The 20,573-nt window shown below is 61.2% G+C and carries 16 protein-coding genes and 1 tRNA gene; 8 read left to right on the top strand and 9 right to left on the bottom strand.

Features of this window, described 5'->3' with window-relative positions:
* Nucleotides 1–88 precede the first annotated feature (88 nt).
* The 6 genes from bfr (at nucleotide 89) to EPN93_06795 (ending at nucleotide 6,705) form a co-directional block, all read left to right on the top strand.
* Nucleotides 89–553, top strand: coding sequence for a bacterioferritin (gene bfr, locus EPN93_06820; protein TAL37130.1), 465 nt, complete (start codon nucleotides 89–91; stop codon nucleotides 551–553).
* A 259-nt stretch (nucleotides 554–812) separates the two neighbouring features.
* Nucleotides 813–1,976 (top strand): sorbosone dehydrogenase family protein, encoded by a 1,164-nt coding sequence (locus EPN93_06815; GenBank protein ID TAL37129.1) that lies wholly within the window; start codon nucleotides 813–815, stop codon nucleotides 1,974–1,976.
* Nucleotides 1,977–2,119: 143 nt separating this feature from the next.
* Entirely contained in the window at nucleotides 2,120–2,323 is a 204-nt protein-coding gene (locus EPN93_06810; GenBank protein ID TAL37128.1) for a hypothetical protein, read from the top strand.
* A gap of 27 nt (nucleotides 2,324–2,350) precedes the next feature.
* Nucleotides 2,351–4,066 carry a 2-oxoacid:acceptor oxidoreductase subunit alpha gene (locus EPN93_06805; GenBank protein TAL37127.1) on the top strand — a complete coding sequence of 572 codons (1,716 nt, stop codon included), beginning with the start codon at nucleotides 2,351–2,353 and terminating at the stop codon, nucleotides 4,064–4,066.
* Complete coding sequence (locus tag EPN93_06800) at nucleotides 4,063–4,938, top strand: 2-oxoacid ferredoxin oxidoreductase (protein ID TAL37126.1); 876 nt, start codon at nucleotides 4,063–4,065, stop codon at nucleotides 4,936–4,938. Before EPN93_06805 ends, EPN93_06800 begins: the two co-directional genes overlap by 4 nt.
* A 261-nt stretch (nucleotides 4,939–5,199) precedes the next feature.
* A complete protein-coding gene (locus EPN93_06795; protein TAL37125.1) occupies nucleotides 5,200–6,705 on the top strand; it encodes a response regulator in 1,506 nt (501 codons plus the stop codon).
* Nucleotides 6,706–6,756: 51 nt separating this feature from the next.
* On the opposite strand, the gene EPN93_06790 is transcribed toward EPN93_06795, so the two are convergent.
* From EPN93_06790 to EPN93_06780, 3 genes are read right to left on the bottom strand one after another with little or no spacing between them, the layout of a single operon-like run.
* Nucleotides 6,757–7,341 carry a hypothetical protein gene (locus tag EPN93_06790; GenBank protein TAL37124.1) on the bottom strand — a complete coding sequence of 195 codons (585 nt, stop codon included), beginning with the start codon at nucleotides 7,339–7,341 and terminating at the stop codon, nucleotides 6,757–6,759.
* 3 nt (nucleotides 7,342–7,344) lie between these two features.
* Nucleotides 7,345–9,657, bottom strand: a complete 2,313-nt coding sequence (locus tag EPN93_06785) for a LysM domain-containing protein (protein TAL37123.1) — start codon at nucleotides 9,655–9,657, stop codon at nucleotides 7,345–7,347.
* A gap of 21 nt (nucleotides 9,658–9,678) precedes the next feature.
* Nucleotides 9,679–11,382, bottom strand: coding sequence for a cation:proton antiporter (locus EPN93_06780; protein TAL37122.1), 1,704 nt, complete (start codon nucleotides 11,380–11,382; stop codon nucleotides 9,679–9,681).
* Nucleotides 11,383–11,496: 114 nt separating this feature from the next.
* Between EPN93_06780 and EPN93_06775 the strand changes: the two genes are divergently transcribed.
* Nucleotides 11,497–13,911, top strand: a complete 2,415-nt coding sequence (locus tag EPN93_06775; protein TAL37121.1) for a hypothetical protein — start codon at nucleotides 11,497–11,499, stop codon at nucleotides 13,909–13,911.
* Here the strand turns inward: EPN93_06775 and EPN93_06770 are convergent.
* Nucleotides 13,908–15,146, bottom strand: coding sequence for an MFS transporter (locus EPN93_06770; GenBank protein ID TAL37120.1), 1,239 nt, complete (start codon nucleotides 15,144–15,146; stop codon nucleotides 13,908–13,910). The genes EPN93_06775 and EPN93_06770 overlap by 4 nt on opposite strands.
* Before the next feature lie 206 nt (nucleotides 15,147–15,352).
* On the opposite strand from EPN93_06770, the gene EPN93_06765 reads away from it, so the two are divergent.
* Nucleotides 15,353–15,832: a hypothetical protein gene (locus EPN93_06765; protein ID TAL37119.1), complete on the top strand. Its 480-nt coding sequence runs from the start codon at nucleotides 15,353–15,355 to the stop codon at nucleotides 15,830–15,832.
* Nucleotides 15,833–15,994: 162 nt separating this feature from the next.
* Here EPN93_06765 and EPN93_06760 read toward each other — a convergent pair whose 3' ends face one another.
* The 5 genes from EPN93_06760 to EPN93_06740 all read right to left on the bottom strand — a co-directional run bounded on the left by EPN93_06760 (nucleotide 15,995) and on the right by EPN93_06740 (nucleotide 20,488).
* The gene (locus tag EPN93_06760) at nucleotides 15,995–16,933 is read right to left on the bottom strand and encodes a cysteine synthase family protein (protein ID TAL37118.1); all 939 of its coding nucleotides are present in this window, start codon (nucleotides 16,931–16,933) and stop codon (nucleotides 15,995–15,997) included.
* A 27-nt stretch (nucleotides 16,934–16,960) separates the two neighbouring features.
* Nucleotides 16,961–17,032, bottom strand: a tRNA-Gly gene (locus EPN93_06755).
* 93 nt (nucleotides 17,033–17,125) lie between these two features.
* Entirely contained in the window at nucleotides 17,126–17,659 is a 534-nt protein-coding gene (locus EPN93_06750; GenBank protein TAL37117.1) for a hypothetical protein, read from the bottom strand.
* A gap of 139 nt (nucleotides 17,660–17,798) precedes the next feature.
* Nucleotides 17,799–18,428 (bottom strand): septum formation protein Maf, encoded by a 630-nt coding sequence (gene maf / locus EPN93_06745; GenBank protein ID TAL37116.1) that lies wholly within the window; start codon nucleotides 18,426–18,428, stop codon nucleotides 17,799–17,801.
* On the bottom strand, nucleotides 18,425–20,488 hold the full coding sequence (locus EPN93_06740; GenBank protein TAL37115.1) for a bifunctional (p)ppGpp synthetase/guanosine-3',5'-bis(diphosphate) 3'-pyrophosphohydrolase: 2,064 nt from the start codon (nucleotides 20,486–20,488) through the stop codon (nucleotides 18,425–18,427). Before EPN93_06740 ends, maf begins: the two co-directional genes overlap by 4 nt.
* Between the last annotated feature and the right edge of the window lie 85 nt (nucleotides 20,489–20,573).

The following is a 20,573-nucleotide window of genomic DNA, read 5'->3' as shown; positions in this document are numbered from 1 at the left end:
CCCAGGATTTCTCTCCGCCCCGAAAAGCCGGGACCCGTCGGGATGCCGGTTTCGCTATAACACACTATATAACCGATGGAGGATACTTATGAAAGGCAACCCGAAACTTCTTGAAGCGTTGAATTCCCTGCTGGCCGACGAGCTGACCGCGATCAACCAGTACATGGTGCACTCCGAGATGTGCCACAACTGGGGATACGACAAGCTGCACGAGGGATTCGAGAAACGCGCGATCGATGAGATGAAGCACGCCGAGAAGCTTATCGGCCGCATTCTTTTCCTGGAGGGGACTCCCGTGGTGACGGACCTCCGGAAGATCCATATCGGCGCGGACGTCCCCAAGCAACTCGCCAACGACGCCGAGGCCGAATATGGCGCGATCAAGGCGTACAACGACGCGATCAAGCTCGCCGGGGAGGTGGGGGATTTCGCGACGCGCGAGGTCCTCGAAGGAATCCTTAAAGACGAGGACGCGCACATCGACAAGATCGAGGAGCTGCAGGACCAGGTCGCGCAGATGTCCATCCAGATATTCCTTTCAATCCAGGTCTAGACCCTTCGGGGTACGCCGCCCGCGCCGGCCGGCGCGGGCGATGTGCGCCCGATGTCCGGGGTGCCGGGCAGCCATCGCCGGCCGACCTGTTTTTTCTTTACGCCCGGTACGCGTACACGTGCGTAAAGATTCGTGCGCGTGATTCGCGCGACCGGCTTTTAATTGAAGCGAACATGAGTATCGGACACCCCCTGACGTGAGGACCGGCCTTCGATGCGCATCGGACCTTGCGGACTGGAGTCGAGCAGGAGGCCGATTGATGAACCTGAAAAAGGCGGCGCTTATCGGCGTAGCCGTTCTCGCCTTCGTGACGGCGTCGGCGGCGCTCGTCATCTGTCGCGCCCTGCCGCGCGGCTACCTCGCCGGGATTTTGCCGACCGCGGGCCCGGCGCTCGAGTCCATCGTCCTTCCCCCCGGCTTCCGGATCCACATGTACGCCGCGAATGTTCCGGGCGCGCGCTCCCTGGCGCTCTCGCCCTCCGGGACGCTCTACGTGGGGACCAGGCCGGAGGGCCGCGTCTACGCGATTGTCGACCGCGACCGGGACTTTCGCGCCGACGAGGTGAGGGTAATCGCCGCGGGACTCCATAGCCCCAACGGCGTGGCGTTCCGCGGCGGCGCGCTCTATGTCGCGGAGGTGAGCGCGGTCCACGTCTACGAGGGGATCGAGGAGGGCGGGGGGGCCGATGCGCGGCATCGCGTGATCCGGAGCGATTTCCCGACCGACGACCATCACGGCTGGAAATACATCGCCTTCGGGCCCGACGGCATGCTCTACGTGCCGGTGGGCGCGCCCTGCAACGTCTGCAGGCGCGACGATCGCCGATACGCTTCTATCATGAGGATGCACGCCGACGGCTCCGGCCTGGAGCTCTTCGCCCAGGGCATTCGCAACACCGTGGGCTTCGACTGGAATCCCCTGACCCGGGAGCTCTGGTTCACCGACAACGGCCGCGACTGGATGGGCGACGATGCGCCCCCCGATGAGTTGAATCGCGCCCCGCGCGCGGGGATGCACTTCGGGTTCCCGTTCTGCCACGGGAAAGACCTGCGCGATCCGGAATTCGGGGAGGGCGCCGCGTGCGCCTCGTATACGCCGCCGGAGATGGAGCTTGACGCGCACGCGGCGGCGCTCGGGATGAAGTTCTACACGGGGTCCATGTTCCCCGCGCGCTACCGCGGAAACGTGTTCATCGCCCAGCACGGGAGCTGGAACCGCAGCGAACCGATCGGCTACAGGATCGAGATGGTGCGGATCGAGAACGGCAGGGCCGTGGGCAGGGAGGTGTTCGCGCGGGGCTGGCTGCAAGGGAGCGCCGCCTGGGGACGGCCCGTGGACGTCCTCGTAATGCCCGACGGCTCCCTGCTCGTCTCGGACGACAAGGCCGGCGCGATCTACCGTATCCATTACACCGGCGAATGAGCGGGCCGCACGGTTGACGTTCAATCCCGCCGACGGTATATTAATGAAGTACGGTTCACGGAATCGAAAAAGAGTTTTGTTCACGGTGTCTTTCATCCGTCGTGTCATTACCGCTTATCAGCATAGGCTCAAAGGAGTATCAAATGGAAGAGACCCATTACGTCTACCGGTGTCGCAACTGCGACAAGACCGTGGAAGCAGTTGAGGGAAGCGAGGCGCCCACCTGCTGCGAAAAGCAGATGGTCATGGAGCCCCTAGAACAGTGCACCTCCGCCGAGCACCCGGAGATGGCCCGCAACGCGGACGACAACGAACCCTGCGACGATAACAGGGGCAAGGAAAACTAATCCAACCATTAATTACAGGCGGCGCCAATGGACCTGACGGGCAGGAAAGATATTTCTATAGTGTTATCCGGCGAGGCTGGCCAGGGCATCCAGACCCTGGAGCAATTGCTCCTGCGGCTCTTCAAGGGCGCGGGCCTGTACGTGTATTCCTACAGCGAATTCATGTCGCGGATACGGGGAGGCAACAATTCCACCCAGCTGCGCCTTTCCCCTGAACGCGTCGACTGCTTTATAGACAGGATCGACATCTTCGTGCCGTTCGGGCCGGGCGCGATGGACCGGTTCCACGACCGGATCTCGGCGTCCACGGTGATCCTTGGCGACAACGAGCATATTGACACCCGCTATCGTAAAGGAGGCCACCCGATAGTCAATGTTTCCTTCGCGGAAATGGCGAAACAGGCAGGCTCTCCCCTGTACGCGAACATCGTCGTCATGGGCCTCTTCGCCGGGCTGTACGGGCTGGGCCTTGACCGCGTGGAGGCGCAGATGCGCCGCACGTTCAAGAAGGCCGGCGATGAAATCCTCGCGAAGAACATGCATGCGGCCGGGCTGGGGCACGCGTTCGGGTCCAGTGTCGCGGCATCGGGCACACTCGTGCTTCCCGCGGGGAGGGCTTCGGAGCCGGCCGGGGAAATGGTGACCAACGGCGCCGAGACGATCGTCCTGGGCGGGCTTGCGGGGGGATGCAATTTCGTTTCCTCATATCCCATGTCCCCGTCCACGGACGTGCTCGTCTACTTTGCCCGTTATGCGGAACAGTTCGGCGTGATCGTCGAACAGGCCGAGGACGAGATAAGCGCGATCAACATGGCGATAGCCTCGTGGTACGCGGGCGGCAGGGCCATGGTCACCACGTCCGGCGGCGGCTTCGCGCTCATGACCGAGGCCATGAGCCTGGCCGGCGCGATCGAATCCCCCCTGGTCGTCCACCTGGGACAGCGTCCCGGCCCCGCGACGGGGCTCCCCACCAGGACCGAGCAGGGAGATTTAAATTTCGCGCTTTATTCGGGACACGGCGAGTTCCCCCGGGTGATCTATGCGCCGGGGGATTTCACCCAGGCCTTCCAGCTTACCCAGCGCGCGTTCTTCGTCGCGGACAAGCACCAGGTCCCCGCGCTCGTGCTCACCGACCAGTACTTCATCGATTCGAACTGCTGCGTGCCCCCCTTCACGATCGAGCCGGGGATGGATAAAAATCATATCGTGGAAACGGCCGCGGACTACAAGCGCTTCCGCCTGACCGATAACGGCATCTCCCCGCGCGGGGTGCCCGGGTACGGGAAGGGCATCGTGTGCGTGGACAGCGACGAGCATACCGAGGCCGGCTACATCACCGAGGATTCCGAGGTCCGCCGCGCCATGGTCGACAAGCGCCTGAAAAAGCTCGAGGCGCTCGAGGAGGAAGCGCTGCCCCCCGCGCTCTACGGACCCAGGGATTATGCGCACCTTCTCGTGTGCTGGGGCTCCACGCTCCACTGCGTGCTTGAGGCGCTCAGGGGCCTGGGCCGGAAGGATATTGCCGTGCTCCATTTCTCCCAGGTGTACCCGATTCACCGGGACGCGGCGGGCCTGATCGAACGCGCGAAGAAAAAGATCATTATTGAAGGCAACGCCACGTCGCAGTTCGGCGCGCTTCTGAAACTTCATGCCGGTACGATATTCGACCACGCGGTGCTCAAGTACGACGGGATGCCGTTCACTCCGGAGCAGATCATAGGGGCGGTGGAGAGGGCGCTATGAAAGAGAACGCTGCTGTGTCTCCGTACGAATTCGACGAACCCATAGACATCGCGTGGTGCCCCGGGTGCGGAAACTTCGCCATTACCAAGGCGCTCAAGTTGGCGCTGGTGGAACTGGGAATCCGGCGTGAAAACCTGGTAATGGTCTCCGGGATCGGCCAGGCGGCGAAGTCGCCCCATTACATCAATGCGAGCTTCTTCAACGGCCTCCACGGCAGATCGCTGCCGGCGGCCACGGCCGTCAAGGCGTCCAATCCGGGTCTCACCGTCATCGCGGAGAGCGGGGACGGCTGCACCTACGGCGAGGGGGGAGGCCATTTCCTTCCCACGGTGCGGAGGAACCCGGACATCACCAATCTCGTTCATGACAACAGGGTGTACGGTCTCACCAAGGGCCAGGCGTCTCCCACGGCGCCCCGCGGATTCCGGACACCCGTACAGGTCGCGGGGGTGTACCTGGAGCCGTTCAACCCCATAGCCGTGTCCATCGCGCTCAACGCTTCGTTCGTCGCGCGCGCCTATTCCGGTGACGTCGAGAAGACGAAGGAGATCATGAAAAAAGCGATCAGCCACCGGGGATATGCGCTCATCGACATCCTTCAGCCGTGCGTCTCTTTCAATAAGGTGAACACCTACCAGTGGTACAAGGAGCATACGTACTACCTGGGGGATGAGTACGATCCGCGCGATCGGGAGGCGGCCCTCTGGGCCTCCTTTGAAACGGAGAAGCTTCCCCTGGGCATCATCTACACGAACAATGACAACCCCGTCTTCGAGGACGCGTTCCCGCTGTATAAAGAAAATAAAAAGCCGTTATACGAAAGAACGCGCGATCCCGGGATTTTACGCGCCTTTCTGAAAAGCAAGGTATAGCCGCGCGGGACCAACCCGTTCGTCCCGCGAATAGTTCTTGCGAATCCCCGCGCCGCATGGTACCCTCAAGCCTGTAGTCGCTTGTTGCACCGCTCCTGTCGTGAGGGACAGGCTGTGCGGCGGGGCGCGCATCGGAACCCCTCCTGGTCCCGCTGCCGCGCGTGTTTCCGAATCGCGTGCGCAACCGGCGACGCGCGCGAGGGCCGTGATCCGTTCCGGGAAAAATAGAAAGGTCGGGAAGAACTTAAGGGATACCATTACATGGACAACGGCGGGAAAACCATACTCCTCGTCGAAGATGAGGCGATCATCGCGCTCATGGAGGCAAGGATGCTCGAGCGGGACGGGTACGCGGTCATCCATGCGCCTGACGGTGAGACCGCGGTGGCCGCAGTTCGCGCGCATGCCCCGAAGATCGACCTCGTCCTGATGGATATAGACCTTGGCAGGGGAATGGACGGCACCCAGGCGGCACGCGAAATCCTCACGGATCATGACATCCCGGTGGTGTTCCTTTCTTCGCATACCGAGAAAGCGATAGTCGAAAAAACCGAAGTGATCACCTCGTACGGGTACGTGGTGAAAAACTCGGGGGAAACGGTGATCCTCGCGTCCATCCGGATGGCCTTCCGGCTGTTCGAGGCCGGCAGGCAGATCAGGAAGAAAAGCATGGAGTTCGAGGCCACGAACGAGGAGCTCAACGCGGCCGTCGAGGAAATGGAAGCCACGAACGAGGAGCTTGTCCGGTCGGAGCGGCAGATAATGGAGAGCGAGCGCAGGCTGGCCCTCGCGCAATCCGTGGCGCACGTGGGCAGTTGGGAGCTCGATCTCGGAACAAAGGTCATGTGGGGCTCGGACGAGGCGTTTAAAATATACGGGCTGGCGATGCCCGCGGACCGCCGCCTGCCGCTCGAATTAGTGCAAAAAATTCCGCTCTCCCAGGATCGCCCGCGCCTGGATAAAGCGCTCGCCGGGCTGATCGCCGGCGAGGCGCCGTATGACCTCGTATTCGGTATCCGGCGCGCGAACGACGGGGAAGAGCGCGTCATCCACTCGGTCGCGAGGCTCGCGCGCGACGAACAGGGACGGCCCGAGGCGATCTTCGGCACGATCCAGGAGATCACCGAGCGGGCCCGCGCGGAAGAGGAGCTGCGGCGGCTCATCGCCCAGAAAGAGACCCTCATGAAGGAACTCCAGCACCGCGTCAAGAACAACCTGAATGTCCTAATAAGCCTCCTGGGCCTGGGAAAGCACAGGCTTTCGGATGAGAATTCACGGCAGATATTCACCAACGCAATAAGCCGTATCAACGCCATGGCGGCGATCTACGAGCGGCTGTACAGGTCCGCGGATCCGACGACCGTGGATCTGCACTCGTATATAAGGGAGCTTGCGCAGTCGATCATCCAGACCTACCAGGTCGAGTCCGGCAGGATTCGCATCGAAACGACGCTCGCGGAGGCGCGCATCGACACCAAACGGGCGGTGCCGGTGGGTCTCATTCTGAACGAGTTGATATCGAACGCGCTCAAATACGCGTATCCGGACGGCCCGAGCGGCGTGATCCGGGTCAGCCTGCGCAATGAAAGCGGGACGCTCACGCTGGGGGTGGAGGATAACGGGCCGGGGCTGCCCGCCGAATTCAACCCGGACGAGCAGGAGGGCATGGGACTCAACCTGGTGCGCATGCTCGCCGACCAGATCGATGCCGTGTTGACTATCGATGGCTCCCATGGCGTGCGTGTGAGCATCAGCTTCGAGCTTTAGGCGAAGGGAACGGGGTGACCGCGCGCATACGGGATGCGCGCGTCCCGGCGGTCAGACGAGCTTTTCCCTCACGTTGTACTTCCATAATTCGACGAGCTTGAGGAATTCCCGGTTGGGGGGCTCGTTCTCGTGCGCCTTGTTTCGTCGCTTTATCAGGTAGGACACAGTCGAGTCTTCCAGCATGAACTTCTCGCCCGTCGTGTTGAGCCTGCGGATGAGGTAATTCAAATTGTAGGTTTCGAAGTCGCCGATAAACTTGGATGACGCGAGGGTGGGCTCGTACTTGATGAGGAGCTCGGTAAAATAGAGCGCGAGCCTGAGCGCGTCGATGCTCCCCGTGGTGCCCTGCTGGAAATGCCGCGACAGCTTCTCGAAGAGATCGAAATGCTGGTAGTAAGAATCGTAGATGGCGCGCATGTACTCGGGAAACTCGTTCATGATCTCGATGAGATCGATGGGCGAATCTTTTTCAAGGAAATGGTGGAATATCTTTTCACTGTGCTCGTTCGAGGGAAGCACGTCGATGAGCTCGATGAACAGGTCCTTGATGATGGTGCGGACCTTGCCCGATTTTTTCAGGTATATCTCGATCTCCACGGGCTCGACGTAGTGGTTGATGCGCTCCTTCTCGTCCATCCCCTACTTTCCGGTCCCTGCCAGCTCGCGCACCTTCGCCTTCTGCGAGGCGGTCACGGCGAGCCCCTTCAGCCGTTCGATCCCTTCATCCACGTTCCTGCCCGCCGCGATCCCGTCCAGGATGGGATCCAGGGCCTGGTTAAACTTAATACTCGCGTCCATGAGCCAGCGCTGCGAGATGCCCCAGAGGGTATCGCCCTCCCTCACCGTTACCACCGTGCCGTCGGCCATCTCGAAGCGGTTGCCCGGGAATATCCAGTGCGGGTTCTTGACCTTGACGCCGGGGTATATGAGGGGCGCGAATCCGTTCCCGATCGCGACCTGGTTCGCGCAGTCGAAGATCTCCTTTTCGTTGAGGCTGATGCGGTACTTCGCGATGAGCCGGGCGCGCTCCTCCCGGGCTTCCTGCTCCGCGGGTTTCCCGGTGCGCCCGCCCATGTGCCGCGCGACGCCCAGCGCCACGATGCCGAGCCCGAGCACCAGGCACGCCGCGATTATGCGCCGGGGGGTGAAGAACCTTCCCGCCCGCGGCTTCGCCTGCTCCCGTATCGCCTTGTCGACGTCGCTCGCGCCGAACGCGTCGTCGCGGAACTCTTCCTTTTTACGGTCGATCGCGCCGCGCAGCTCCTGGACGTCCGGTATTCCCGCCGCCGGTTTCAGGAGGGCGAGCAGTTCCATGAGGCGCGCGCGGTCCCTGCGTATGGTTTCGTAAAAGGCCGCCATGTCCCTGTCGTTCACGCGCGCGAGGGATTCCCCTTCCCCGTCACGGACGTCGTCGGGGATGAAGTATTCCTTCCCGGCGCCCTGGGCGGGCGCGGCGAACTCGGCGACGCCGCCGGCGTGGAAGGCGCAGGTCACCGCGAGGCGCGCGCCCTCCGCGGCGAAAAACGATTCGCGGTCGAAGGCGTGCTCGATCTCGGCGAGGGCTTTCTTCGCGCCGCCGGAAAGCGCGCGCTCGGACGCTGTCGCCGCGACGGCGCGCAGGAGCCCTATGAGGTTGAACACCTGCAGTCCCGCCGCCGCGTCACCGGATGCGAGCGTGGTCTTCGCGAGGCCGGGAAGCTCGTCGAAGCGCCGGTCGCGCACGGGTTCTGTAAGCGTATCGGACCCCACCGCCGCCGTGATATCCGCGACGAGCGCGGGCGCGTCCTCGTACTTCATGAATTCGTACTGGACCCCGGGGCGCACCAGGGTGACCTCGGCGCCCTTGAGGCGCGCGAAGGGCGTGCCCGGGTCGGTGAGCACGAGCACGGGCTTGTGCGCGGATTTGAGCGCGACGTTCATGTCCTGGTAGACGGGGTAGTGCACGAGCAGGCCGTCTATGCCGTCGCGAACGATTTCCCGCACGCCGCCGCGTCCCTTCACGTACGCGAGGACGAGGTCGGCGGAGGAGGGGCGTACCTTCCGGTAGGTGAGCCTGACGTTGAAGGAATCCGCGTAGTTCCGGATATGAAGCCCGTCGCCCGTGTCGTGCTCGAAGCCCTTGAAGGGGTTACGCACGATGGTCGCCCCCGAGAAGAGCTTCTGGAGAAGGTCCATGTTCTCCTTCGAATCGGAGAAGATGCGAATCCTTCCGCGGGAGAAATGTTTCCATTTCATGAGCTTCGCGACGTTCATGATGTTCTCGGACGGAAGCAGGATCTCGCGTATCCGCGCCGGGTCTATCGAGAGCGCGGAGAAGTCCTCGTACCAGGTCCGGGGGAAGTGGTAGGAGGTGAAGTAGCGGTTCCGGTAGAAGAGCGGGTTGTTCTTTAACAGCACCATCCCGCTTCCCGCGTAGCGCGCCCCGTCCTTCGCGTGGAGCGACAGGAGGTCGTGTATCCTCTGGTCGCTGTAGTGGCGCTCCGCCATCTCCTTGCCGTCGAATATCTTGGCGCGGTTGTGCGTTACGCGAAAGTTGCCGTCGCTGTAGAATATGCCGATATAGGAGTCGCGGTCCGATATTATCTTCTCGCGCGACACGGACGGGATGTCCTTCTCGATGTCCACTATGGACGCGTTCTTTAAATCCAGCCCGAAGCTCTTCTGGAACTCGAGGTAGCGCTTCACCACCGAGCTCGAGCCGATATAGCGGTTCGACGAGAGCAGCGTGACGTCGATATTGAACTGCTCGTGCGCGGGGTTCCCGGTCATGGAATCGGTGATGATGATGTTTTCGATGAGGGGTATGATCTCCACCGGGAGGTTCATCCAGTTGCCTATGCGGATGAACGGCCGCTCGTCGGTGAGCGAGTCACCGGTGAATATGACGTGGCACTCGTTGTCCAGGATGAACAGCCTGTCGGCGGCCCGTTCGATAAATTCGGCGAGCTTCATCTGGTGTGCTCCTCGTACACGTTATGGCTTTTTGTCTTTAGCGCCGGCCTGTTGCAGGGCGGCATTGAATTCTATATATCCTTTCGCCTGCAGGGCAAGCCTTTTTACGCGCTCGTCGGAAAAGATCGTGGAAATCTGCGCGAGTACCTGTATCTGGCCGTCCTGGTCGGCGGCGGGGGTGAGTATCAGGAAGATCAGCTGCGCCGGCAGGCCGTCGGGGGCGTTGAAGTCTATGCCCTCCCGGGAGCGTCCCGCTATCACCACCGGCCTTTCGATCGCATCCGTCCGCGCGTGGGGGACTGCGATGCTCTCCCCGAGCCCCGTGCTCATGAGCGCTTCGCGTTCCATGACCATGCGCGTGATGTCGGCCGCCTCCAGCCCCGTTCTAAGGGCGGCCGCGCCGGAGAGCTCGGCGATACACTCGTTCACGTCCCGCGAGGAGAGCCAGGATACGAAGGAGCGGCGGTCGATGAGGTCCGCGAGGGACAGGCCCTTCGGGCGCTTCATGAGAAACCGCACCAGGGGACCGGCCGCGAGCGTGGTCGCCATGGCCATGATCACGATCGCCGCGTAGGTCTTGTCGCCGATAACGCCATAGTGCCGGGCGAAGCTCGCGATGATGACCTCCATCGCGCCCCGCGCGCTCATCGCCGATCCCACGGGCAGGGTGTCGCGGAACCGCATGCCCGAAAGCGCGCCCCCCGCGAGCGCTCCCAGCATCTTGCCGGCGAAGGCGAGCGCGATGAGCGCGAGGGTGAGCAGCGGGTTGAAGTCCGCGGCGAGGTCCAGTCCCAGGCCTATGGACACGAAGAACAGGGGCGCGAAGATGTTGTTGATGAACTGGTGGATGATCTCCCTGGAATGCCCTCGCAGGTGCGGCGAGTCGCCAATGGCGACCCCCGCGAGAAAGGCGCCGAATATGGCGTGTACCCCCAGGGCCTCCGTGAGGGCGGAAAGTATAAGCCCAATCGTGATGATGAAGACTATCACGCCGCCCGGCCATTCCATGCGCGTCTGGATCCAGGGAAGCGCCAGGTTGATTATCGAGCGCAGCACCGTGAGGATGACCACCGCGAATCCCGCGGTGAGCCCCAGGGTCGCCAGGATCGCCGGGAGGTTCGCACTCCCCGTCTGGGTGATCTGGATGATGACCGAGAAGAAGAGCCAGCCGGTGAAGTCGTTCACCATGGCCGCGGCCAGCACGAGCATCCCGAAGTCCGAATGAAACAGCTTAAGGTCCAGGAGTATCTTCACGATCACCGGGAGCGCGGTGATGGCGAGCGCCGTCCCGATAAAGAGCGAGAGGACCAGGGTATCGGTACTTTCCGCGAAGAGTCCGGGCAGGAGGGGAGGGAGGATCGCGCCCGCGAAGAAGGGTATGACGATGGTGCATGCTCCGATCCACATCACCGAGCGTCCCTGCCGCAGCACCGAAGAGAGGTCAACCTCGAGTCCCGCGATCAATAGAAGGAATACCACGCCCAGGAGCACGAGTCCCTGGATCACGAGCGAATCGCGCGCGCCCGTCGCGAAAACCCAGGAGTAAAAACCGGGGACCAGGCGCCCCATGACCGTGGGTCCCAGCACGAAGCCCGCGAGGAGCTCCCCGACGACCTGGGGCATGTGCAGGCGCCGGAAAAGCTCTCCAAAGGCCTTGGCCGCGCCCAGCATGAGCGCCAGGGCGGTGAATATGACGACGATTTCGTGAGAGGAGAACTGGTTCATGGTTTCCGGGGACAGATACACGTATACCCTGCCGGGGCCCACGCTGCAATAAAAATTTTCCGGTGTGGTTGACAGGTGTCCCTTCCGTGTCGATGATAATAACAGGGGACGTCGATGGCGCGGGTATTATCGAACATACTGATGTACTATTTCCGGCACGCGTACATGCGCGAATACCTCTGGTCCGCCCTGGGAATCGCGGTCGTTTCGCTCACGGTGATCGCGGTGTTTTCCATAACGGTCGTCGAGACCTACCCGGTGGGCTGGGAGAAGAGCTTCCCGGTATCGCCGCCGGGTGTGATCGCCCGCAATATCAAGATGGCCTCACGGGGCAACTTCATCGCGGCGGTGTACGAGGGCTCCGACGGAAAGGCAAACAATATCTATATTACGCTTTCGTTCAACGAGGGCGCGAATTTCATCCCGCCAAGGCTCATTTCCCCGGTGGACCAGGAGGTGGACCACCACCCCCACGTATCGATATCGCCCTCGGGGCATATCGCGGTGATGTGGCAGAACATTTTCAAGGACGATATGAACAGCCGCATCTTTCTCTCCCGCAGCACCGACTGGGGGGCGACTTGGTCCTCGCCGGAAAGGCTGGTCCTTCATACCGAGATGGAGTTTCTCCCGCAGGCGCTCTACGATGATCGGGGAACGCTGCACGTCTTCTACCACGGCTTCAGGAAAAACGTGTTCAACCTCTTTCACTCGGTCAATACGAAGGACATCCTCTTCGAGGAACCGGAGGTCCTTGCGAGCTCGAGCGTGCTCAGGGGCGCGTTCTTTCCCGCCATCACGACGGCGGGAAGCTACATCTTCCTGGTGTGGCAGGGGAAGGAAGAGCGCTTCCAGGTGCTTTCCGATGACCTCTATTTCATGAAATCGGGCAACTACGGGAGCAGCTGGAGCTCCTTCACCAAGATCACCAGGAGCAACGCGAACGACGCGTCGCCCTCAATCATGGTGTACCGCGACACTGTCTATTGCGTGTACCAGAACAACGACGATCGCGCGTGGTCCATCAAGATGCTCAGGGGACGCGACTACGGCGAGAACTGGGACGAACCCCCGGTGACCGTGTCGCTCGCCAAGGCGAACTGCTACTCCCCCGTCATCTTCCCGCCCGCAAACGACGAGATTGTCGTGATGTGGTACGACAGCCGCGAGATCAAGCCGGGAATCTCGGCGAGAAAGTACCGTATCGCGGAAAGGGACTTCGCCCCGGACGAGGCCGTGATCAGCCAGCCTGGCGTATCGGCGCGCAAGCCCGTGGGCGTGGCGACCTCCAGCCGCATCATCGCCATGTGGGAGGAGGACACCCGCGTCATCGCGAAATATTCGGACGTGTATGTCGAGCCGCCCGTGCTTTACTCCCGCACCCACCCGGAGGCCGTCTGGACGCGCAATACCGAGGCGCTCATAGAGTGGGCGCCCCCCGCCGATGAGTCGGGGATCAAGGGTTATGCCGTCTACGTGAACGCACTACCGGACTTCATCCCGCCCGTGTCCACGATCGAGGGCAACGCCAGGAACTTCCTGGTCAGGGACCTGGACGACGGCGTAACCTATTTCCACATACGCGCGATCGACGGTGCGAACAATTACTCGCGCACCGTGCACTACAAGCTGCAGGTGAGCAGGAACCAGATCCCCATGCCGGTGGTCGTTTCCTCGACGCACCCCGAGGCGAAAGTCGCGCCGTCGCGCTCGCCGCTGTTCAAATGGTCGATCGAGGATCACGACCGTGTGCGCCTCAAGGGCTTTCTCTATTCCTTCGCGAGCGGTGAGGCGAAACAGCCCGATACCTTTACCACCAGTTTCGAGGCCGCCTTCAGCGACCTCGACGACGGCCGCTATTTTTTCACGGTGGAGGCGCTCGACAAGCTCAACACGGCCAGCCGCACGGCGAGTTACGAGATCATCGTCAACCGCGCCGAAAAGCTCGACAGGGCTTACTACGAGAGGCTCGCCCGGGGCTTCGAGCAGAAGGGCCAGTTCGTGCTGCCGGTGTTCGCGCCCCCCGAACCGGGACTGGGCATCGAGTTCCCGTTCGATCCCGCCGAACCCTTCGGCCGGAATTCGTTCGACGCGCTCCTTGCGGTGAAGAACATCCCGGAGGAGGACCTCGCCGGATTCGTGGTGGCCCTCGATTTCGAAAAACGCGATCCCGGCGAGCGCGTCAGCCAGAAGGGAAACATACTGAACCTGAAGGGTCTCGATGACGGGACGTACGTTATATCGGCACGGGCGCGTTACCAGGTCACCCGCTATGGGCAGAAAACATTCGCGTGGACCGCGCCCGTATATGCGCGCTTCGAGATACGGTATCGGGGAGAGCGCTCGCCGGTGCTTGCCGCGGCGGACGACGTGCTGAAGAGGCTCGAACGCTACCGGGCGCTCGTTTCAATCACCCTCGTGGGCATGGCGCTCTCGGTCGCCGGGCTCGGGTTCGGCACGCGCATATCGTTTTTCGCGAGCCATGCCCGCTACAGGATCCGGAACCTTATCGGGGCTTTCATGGACTAGCTGCGACTGGCGTCCTTTTTCAACCCCCAGAGCAATCCCAGCGTCCCCACCGAAATGATCGTCCCCAGCCCGAAGAGCCCTGAATAACCCAGCCGCTCTGCCAGGAACCCGGACGCCCACGAGCCCGGGGATTTGCCGAAAACCTCGACGCTCGCGAGTATAGTATAATGCGTCGCGCCAATGGTACGGTCGACCCGGGACATCATGTAGGCGAAGAGCGCGGTCGTGAGCATGCCCCCGAAAAAATGCTCGGCGAGGGTGACGGCTATCACCTGCGACGAACCCGGAACCCCGAGGGAAAGCCACCACTCCATCGCGAGCGGAAAAATCCGGAGGAGGGCCGATATCGCCAGTCCCCTGAACACGCCCATCCGCGATGAGAGAAGACCCCCCGCGAGCGAGCCCCCGATCGAAGCCGCCATCCCGTACGTCCCCATCCACAGACCGATCGTCTGCGGGGTGAAACCGCTGTCTACCAGGAAAGGCTTGAACATCGCGTCAATCATCACCTCGCCCAGCTTGTAGGTTGCGATGAAGAGCAGCAGCCTCCACGCATCCCGTGCGCGCAGGGCCGCGCCGGCGCGCGCAAGTATCGCACTGAGATCGATCCGCGGGGCGGGGGAGGCGTAGTCCGGATTTCCCTCGCGGTAAAACGCGATCATGGTGAAGGGGATGAGCGCCACCGCGGCCATGAGCATGAAAAGGCCCCGCCACCCATAGTACGAGGAGAGCCACACCAGCAGCCCGCCGGAGAGGAGCATCCCGGCCTTGTATCCCACGACCTGCGCCGCGTTTCCGTGACCAAGGACTTTCGCTCCCAGGATATCGACGGCAAGGCCGTCCACCGCGATATCCTGCGTGGCGGCGAACAGGTTCATGAGGAAAACGCATGCGAGGAGAAAACCCAGGTTTGTGGAGGGATCGGCCCAGGCGCCGGAGAGCATCGCCGCGATCATGAAGGCCTGCATGGGAAGAATCCATGACCTTCTGCGGCCAAGGCCGGGAATGCTCCACCGGTCCACGAGCGGCGCCCAGATCGCCTTGAGCATCCAGGGGAGCGAGAGTGCGCCCGCGAGCCCTATCGACGCAAGCGAAACGCCCTCGGCGCGGAGGTAAAGGGGAAGCGCGATGGTCTGAAACCCGAAGGGAAGTCCCTGGGACAGATAGAGCATAAAGAGCAGGGGTATCTTTACGGTCGAGCGATCCGATGGGGGTGCTGGGTCCGGTTTCGTCATCTTTTGGCCTGCCGTCGTAGACTCGCGCGACGGACAAGGGTAGGGCGGCGGGGGCAAAAGTACAATCAGTTTTGTCTTTCATGAGGGTGCCCCGTCGATGTGAATTAATTTTCGGTAATTGACATGGGGCGCAGGAAACCGTTCATATTTTCCATTCCCCATTCGTATTCACTTTGGACGCTCAGTTTTGTCCCGGAGGATACGGAATGCTTCGCACTTCTATAAACATGAGCCACATCGTCTACGTGAATATTGCCCTTGCCGCGGCAAAGCTCAAAACAAGCCGCCAGGCTGTCGTCATCATGCTTCTGAAGCGCGTTCTGCGCGATATTGATCGGTTTCAGGGAGGGTTTACTTTGGTGAGGTATCAGCCTCGTGACCCCAGGAAGAGGTGGCATTGCTTTCCTATTCGCTTCAGGAAGAACGAGAATGAGTTCGCTTCGGATTTCCGTAAGTTGAGCCGGTTCTCGGTCTCGCATCTGGTAGCCATCGCGACGAAGCGCTACCTGCACGAGCTGCTGCACGATTCAGCCGGAAGGCATAATTATGTTCGGCTCCCCCAGTATGCCATCGGCAGGAGGAGCGCAGGGGGCATTTTGTGCTGGGAATTCTACTGGGGAGACACCGAAAACCACCCTACAAGAGCCTCACCCACCAAAATACTCCGCCGCACGCCCTCGCATTAAGCATCACACCTCCGCACGCACGCCACATCAGGGGCGAGGTGCGCCCATCCACGCCTATTCTCTCCGGAGCACGATTCAATCGCACTCCACTTTTAAGAATGTGAATATCCTTCTCCGGGTGAAAACTATAAGTTTCTCAGGGCGTGACAAAGACAGCAAAGCTTAAGGCGGGCATTTCGCGCAGATCGACTTGTAGAGCGAAGTGGACAGGTAGCGGTCCCCGCGATCCGGGAACACGGTGACGACGTTCCCGCTCGTGAATTTGCGCGCCACCCTGAGCGCCCCCGCCAGCGCCGCACCGCTTGACATGCCGCAGAACAGACCCTCGCGCGCCGCGAGATCGCGGCAGGCGCCAAACGCCTCCTCGTCGCCCACCGTGATGATCTCGTCGATCGCCGACGGCTCGTAGATGGCGGGCACGATGCTCTCGCTCATGTTCTTGAGTCCCTGGATCGTGTGGCCTAAAACCGGTTCGACGGCGAAGATCCGTATATCGGGATTGAACTCGCGTAGTCGCCGCGAAATCCCCATGATGGTGCCCGTGGTTCCCAGCCCCGCGACAAAGGCGGCGATGCTGCCGCCCGTCTGTTCGATTATCTCGGCCGCGGTGGTCTCGTAATGAGACAGTATGTTCTGCGGGTTGGAGAACTGGTCGGGCATATAGTAGATCGAAGGGTTTTCCGCGAGCATTTCGCGCGCCTTGATGATCGCGCCGTCGGTGCCCTCGCATCCGGGGGTGAGGACCAGCTCGGCCCCGAACGCCTCCAGCGTGCTCCTGCGCTCCATGCTTACGCATTGCGGCATGCAGAGCTTGACCTTGTATCCCAGCGCGACACCCACCATCGCGAGCCCTATGCCGGTGTTCCCGCTCGTGGGCTCCAGGATGACCTTGTCCGGGGTGAGCTCCCCGCTCTCTATCGCGTGCCGGAGCATGTAGAGCGCGGGACGGTCCTTGATGGAGCCCCCGGGATTGGCGCCCTCGAACTTGGCGAGGATCCGGACGGCGTTCCCCGGCGAGATGTTGCGCATTTTAATGAGGGGGGTGTTGCCTATTGCCGCCAGCACCCCGCCGGCTTCCAGTTTTTTTCCGAGTGTCTTCATTGGGTATGCCTGAATTGAATCATTATGAGCGGGCGATGGGACTCGAACCCACGACGTTCAGCTTGGGAAGCTGACATTCTACCACTGAATTACGCCCGCATGGCGACAGATGACTTCCTATTCGAGGGTCCGATATTTTTCAAGAAGATTTTTGCCGTCCCGCGGGCGATGGATTCCGCCGGGTGAGCCCTGCTACCCCTGTCTTTCCTTGAGCTTCTCCACCATCTCCTTGACGAGACCATTGAGCTCCTGCAGCTCGTCGTCCTCGCGCAGGGGCCTCACATTCGGGTATTTACCGGCAATTATGGTTCGGATATGGTCGGAAATCACCATCGCGGGGCCGGAGATGCGATGGGTCATGCGAATGAGCATGAAAAAGGTCATTAGGGTCAGGGCGAAGATGACGGCGATTATCACGAGCAGCATAAGGTTATTTCTGAAAAGAATCTTGTTTATGGTATCGATATTTTGCGCATGAATCTTCGAGGCGTTCTTTATCGCGGGATTGTCTCCCGCGGCGGGGGCGTCCTGCGCATAGGTGATGAGCGCATCGACGACATTGCTGTGGATCACGATCACGTTATTAAGCCGCTCGTTATTGAAGGCGATAGTGACGCCTATTGCCGTCATGATGAGGACCCCGGCAAATACGATCATCCCCAGGATGGAAAAAACGGTCTTCAGCTGGAATTTTTTATCGACCACGTATTTCTTTCTATTGGACATATGCCCCACCTGGCTTCAATTTGTAATATTCCTTCCTCGATTGCGCGCTGAACATACGAAACATACCGCATCCGGCCGGGGGCCGTCAATAAATTTACACGCGGAAGGTTGCACGGTTCCCGGCAGGAGAGGCACGAATTCACGCCCGGTGTGCGGGGTGGTATTTCAGGGAAGGGGACAAAAGCGCATCGGCGACGCCCATCTCCGCGAGCATGCGGAAAAACAGGCGCAGGGGGAAACCTATCACGTTCGTGACCGAACCCTCGATTCTCTCTATAATATGCCTCCCATGCTCCTGCGCGGCGTATGCCCCGGCCTTGTCCATGTAGTGGATGGAGTCCAGGTAGGCCTCCAGGCCCTCCCGCCCGAGCGGCTTGAAGGTGATGCGTGATTCCTCGGCGCCGGTGCGCAGTTCCGTAAGGCCGTTCACGCGGACCAGCGCCACCGCGCTTATCACCGAATGGGTTTTCCCGGCGAGCATGCCCAGTATGCGCAGCGCGTCCCCGCGGTCAGCAGGCTTCCCGATGATGACGCCGTCGATCGTCACGATCGTGTCGCAGGCTATCAGGAGCGCCGGTTCCCGCCCGGTATCGGGTATTGTGAGCGCCGATTCCGCCTTCGCGCGCGCGACGCGAACGGCGTAATCGCGGGGCGTTTCCCCGGGGAGCGCGGTCTCGTCCGCATCCGGAGAAAGCGTATCGAACCCGATCCCCAGTTCGTTCAGGAGGGCGCGCCTTCGCGGCGACGATGAGCCCAGGATGACCCTCATGGCTGCTTGATGAGAACCTTTTCGTTCAGCTTGTACACGTTGGTGATGTTCTTGATGCGCTTCAACCGGGTTACGACCTCCTTGAGGTGGCCCATGCTCTTCACCTCGAGGATGAGCTTGAATTCGGCGCTGTCCTTCGAGACGATGCTCGCCTCGAATTTGAGTATATTGGTCTTGCACGCGGCAATCTCGTCCGCGATGTCTTTCAGCAAATTCTGCCGGTCTATGCCGTGGATCGCGATCTTGACGGGGTAGGTGTTCCCCGAGCCTTCCCATACGATGTTGATGAACCGCTCCCGTTCGATGCTGAGCCGGGCGAGTGAGGGGCAATTCTTCTTATGAACGGTGATACCGCGGCCCCTAGTGATGAAACCCACGACATCGTCGCCCGGTATGGGCTGGCAGCATTGCGAGAGCTTGATGAGGACATTCGAGGTTCCGTCTATGCTCAGGGAGCTGCGCTTCTGCCTGGCGATGTTCTTTATCTTGATGAGCTCGGCCTCGGGAATGGAGACCTCGGCCGTTTTCTCGGGCTTCTTCTTCTCTTCCTCCGCCGGTTTGGGGGGCGCCTCGTGCTCCTTGCGATCGAAGTCCGTCTCGCGCCGCTGCCACGCGCGGATCTTGTAGCGCGCGTTGGACGATTTCACGAACTTGAGCCACGCCTCGGAGGGGTGACCCTTCTTGCTCGTGATGATATCCACGATGTCGCCGCTCTTGAGCTCGGTTTTCAGGGGAAGCATCTGGTTGTTGATGCGCGCCCCCACGCACTGGTTTCCCACCTCGGTATGGATCGCGTAGGCGAAGTCCACCGGCGTCGAGCCCTTGGCGAGTTTCACGATTTTTCCCTTGGGGGTGAACACGAAGATCTCGTCCTCGTAGAGGTCCATCTTGAGCTCTTTCATGAATTCGCGGCTTGACCCGGACTCCTGGGACTCGTAGTCGAGCTTGCGAAGCCTGGTGAGGAGCGAGACGTTGATATGCTCCCGGCGCGCGCTCGTGGTCCCTTCCTTGTAGAGCCAGTGCGCCGCGATCCCCATTTCGGCCGTGGCGTGCATCTCCCACGTGCGGATCTGGAATTCGAGCGGCAGGCCGTCCGGCCCTATCACGGTGGTGTGCAGCGACTGGTACATGTTCGATTTCGGCACGGCCACGTAGTCCTTGAAGCGCGAGGTGATCGGAGACCACAGGGTGTGTATGATTCCCAGGATTCCGTAGCAGTCCTTCACTTCCGCGGTGATGATGCGGATCGCGCGTATGTCGAAGATCTCCTCGAACGGCTTGTTCTGGTTCTGCATCTTCCGGTAGATCGAGTAGAAATGCTTCGCCCGCCCGGTTATCTCCGCGCCCACGTTGAGCCGCTCCAGCTGCTGGTACAGGATGAAGCGGATGTCCTCGATGAAATCCTCGATCTCGTGCTTGCGCAGCGCAACCTTGTTCGCGATTTCGTGGTACTCGTCGTGGTGCAGGACGTGGAAGGCCAGATCCTCCAGGTCCGCGCGCATCTGCGAAATGCCCAGCCTCCCGGCAAGCGGGGCATAGATATCCATCACGTCGCGCGCGATGATGCGCTGCTTCGACTCGGGCTGGAACATGATGGTGCGCATGTTGTGGAGCTTGTCCGCGAGCTTGATGAGGATCACGCGCACGTCCTTGATTGTCGCCAGGAGCATCTTGCGGAGGCTGTTCACTTCCTCCTTATACCGGGTCTTTTTTTTCAGGGTCGATATCTTGGTGACCCCGTCCACGAGCAGCGCGACCTCCTCGCCAAAGCGCTCGGTCAGGATCTCGAGCGAGACCTCGGTGTCCTCCACCACGTCGTGCAGCAGCGCGGCGGCGATGGTCGTCGTATCCAGCTTGAGGTTCGCGAGGATGATGGCCACCTCGAGGGGATGTATGATGAAGGGCTCGCCGGACAGCCGCACCTGATCCTTGTGCGAGTTCTGGGCGTACTCGTACGCGCGCCGGATAAGGTCGATTTCCGCGGACGGGTTTATCGACGAAATTATCTTTATGAGCGTATCGAGATCGCGGCTCTTTATTTTAAGCTCTATTTCCGACATCCGCTCCCGCTCCTGGCGGCGCCCCCGCCGGGGCGCACAATGGAAATATATCTCTTCGGCGCCGGGATTTCAAACGCGCCGGCCC

The sequence above is a fragment of the Spirochaetota bacterium genome (assembly GCA_004297825.1).
GTDB lineage: Bacteria > Spirochaetota > UBA4802 > UBA4802 > UBA5368 > FW300-bin19.
The sequence above is the reverse complement of the archived record's forward strand: the minus strand, read 5'-3'. Positions and strand labels throughout refer to the sequence as shown.

Bases quoted from the DNA above. Each gene is read 5' to 3' on its own strand.
- bfr (TAL37130.1), top strand. From the start codon at position 89: ATGAAAGGCAACCCGAAACTTCTTGAAGCGTTGAATTCCCTGCTGGCC.
- EPN93_06815 (TAL37129.1), top strand. From the start codon at position 813: ATGAACCTGAAAAAGGCGGCGCTTATCGGCGTAGCCGTTCTCGCCTTC.
- EPN93_06810 (TAL37128.1), top strand. From the start codon at position 2,120: ATGGAAGAGACCCATTACGTCTACCGGTGTCGCAACTGCGACAAGACC.
- EPN93_06805 (TAL37127.1), top strand. From the start codon at position 2,351: ATGGACCTGACGGGCAGGAAAGATATTTCTATAGTGTTATCCGGCGAG.
- EPN93_06800 (TAL37126.1), top strand. From the start codon at position 4,063: ATGAAAGAGAACGCTGCTGTGTCTCCGTACGAATTCGACGAACCCATA.
- EPN93_06795 (TAL37125.1), top strand. From the start codon at position 5,200: ATGGACAACGGCGGGAAAACCATACTCCTCGTCGAAGATGAGGCGATC.
- EPN93_06790 (TAL37124.1), bottom strand. From the start codon at position 7,341: ATGGACGAGAAGGAGCGCATCAACCACTACGTCGAGCCCGTGGAGATC.
- EPN93_06785 (TAL37123.1), bottom strand. From the start codon at position 9,657: ATGAAGCTCGCCGAATTTATCGAACGGGCCGCCGACAGGCTGTTCATC.
- EPN93_06780 (TAL37122.1), bottom strand. From the start codon at position 11,382: ATGAACCAGTTCTCCTCTCACGAAATCGTCGTCATATTCACCGCCCTG.
- EPN93_06775 (TAL37121.1), top strand. From the start codon at position 11,497: ATGGCGCGGGTATTATCGAACATACTGATGTACTATTTCCGGCACGCG.
- EPN93_06770 (TAL37120.1), bottom strand. From the start codon at position 15,146: ATGACGAAACCGGACCCAGCACCCCCATCGGATCGCTCGACCGTAAAG.
- EPN93_06765 (TAL37119.1), top strand. From the start codon at position 15,353: ATGCTTCGCACTTCTATAAACATGAGCCACATCGTCTACGTGAATATT.
- EPN93_06760 (TAL37118.1), bottom strand. From the start codon at position 16,933: ATGAAGACACTCGGAAAAAAACTGGAAGCCGGCGGGGTGCTGGCGGCA.
- EPN93_06750 (TAL37117.1), bottom strand. From the start codon at position 17,659: ATGTCCAATAGAAAGAAATACGTGGTCGATAAAAAATTCCAGCTGAAG.
- maf (TAL37116.1), bottom strand. From the start codon at position 18,428: ATGAGGGTCATCCTGGGCTCATCGTCGCCGCGAAGGCGCGCCCTCCTG.
- EPN93_06740 (TAL37115.1), bottom strand. From the start codon at position 20,488: ATGTCGGAAATAGAGCTTAAAATAAAGAGCCGCGATCTCGATACGCTC.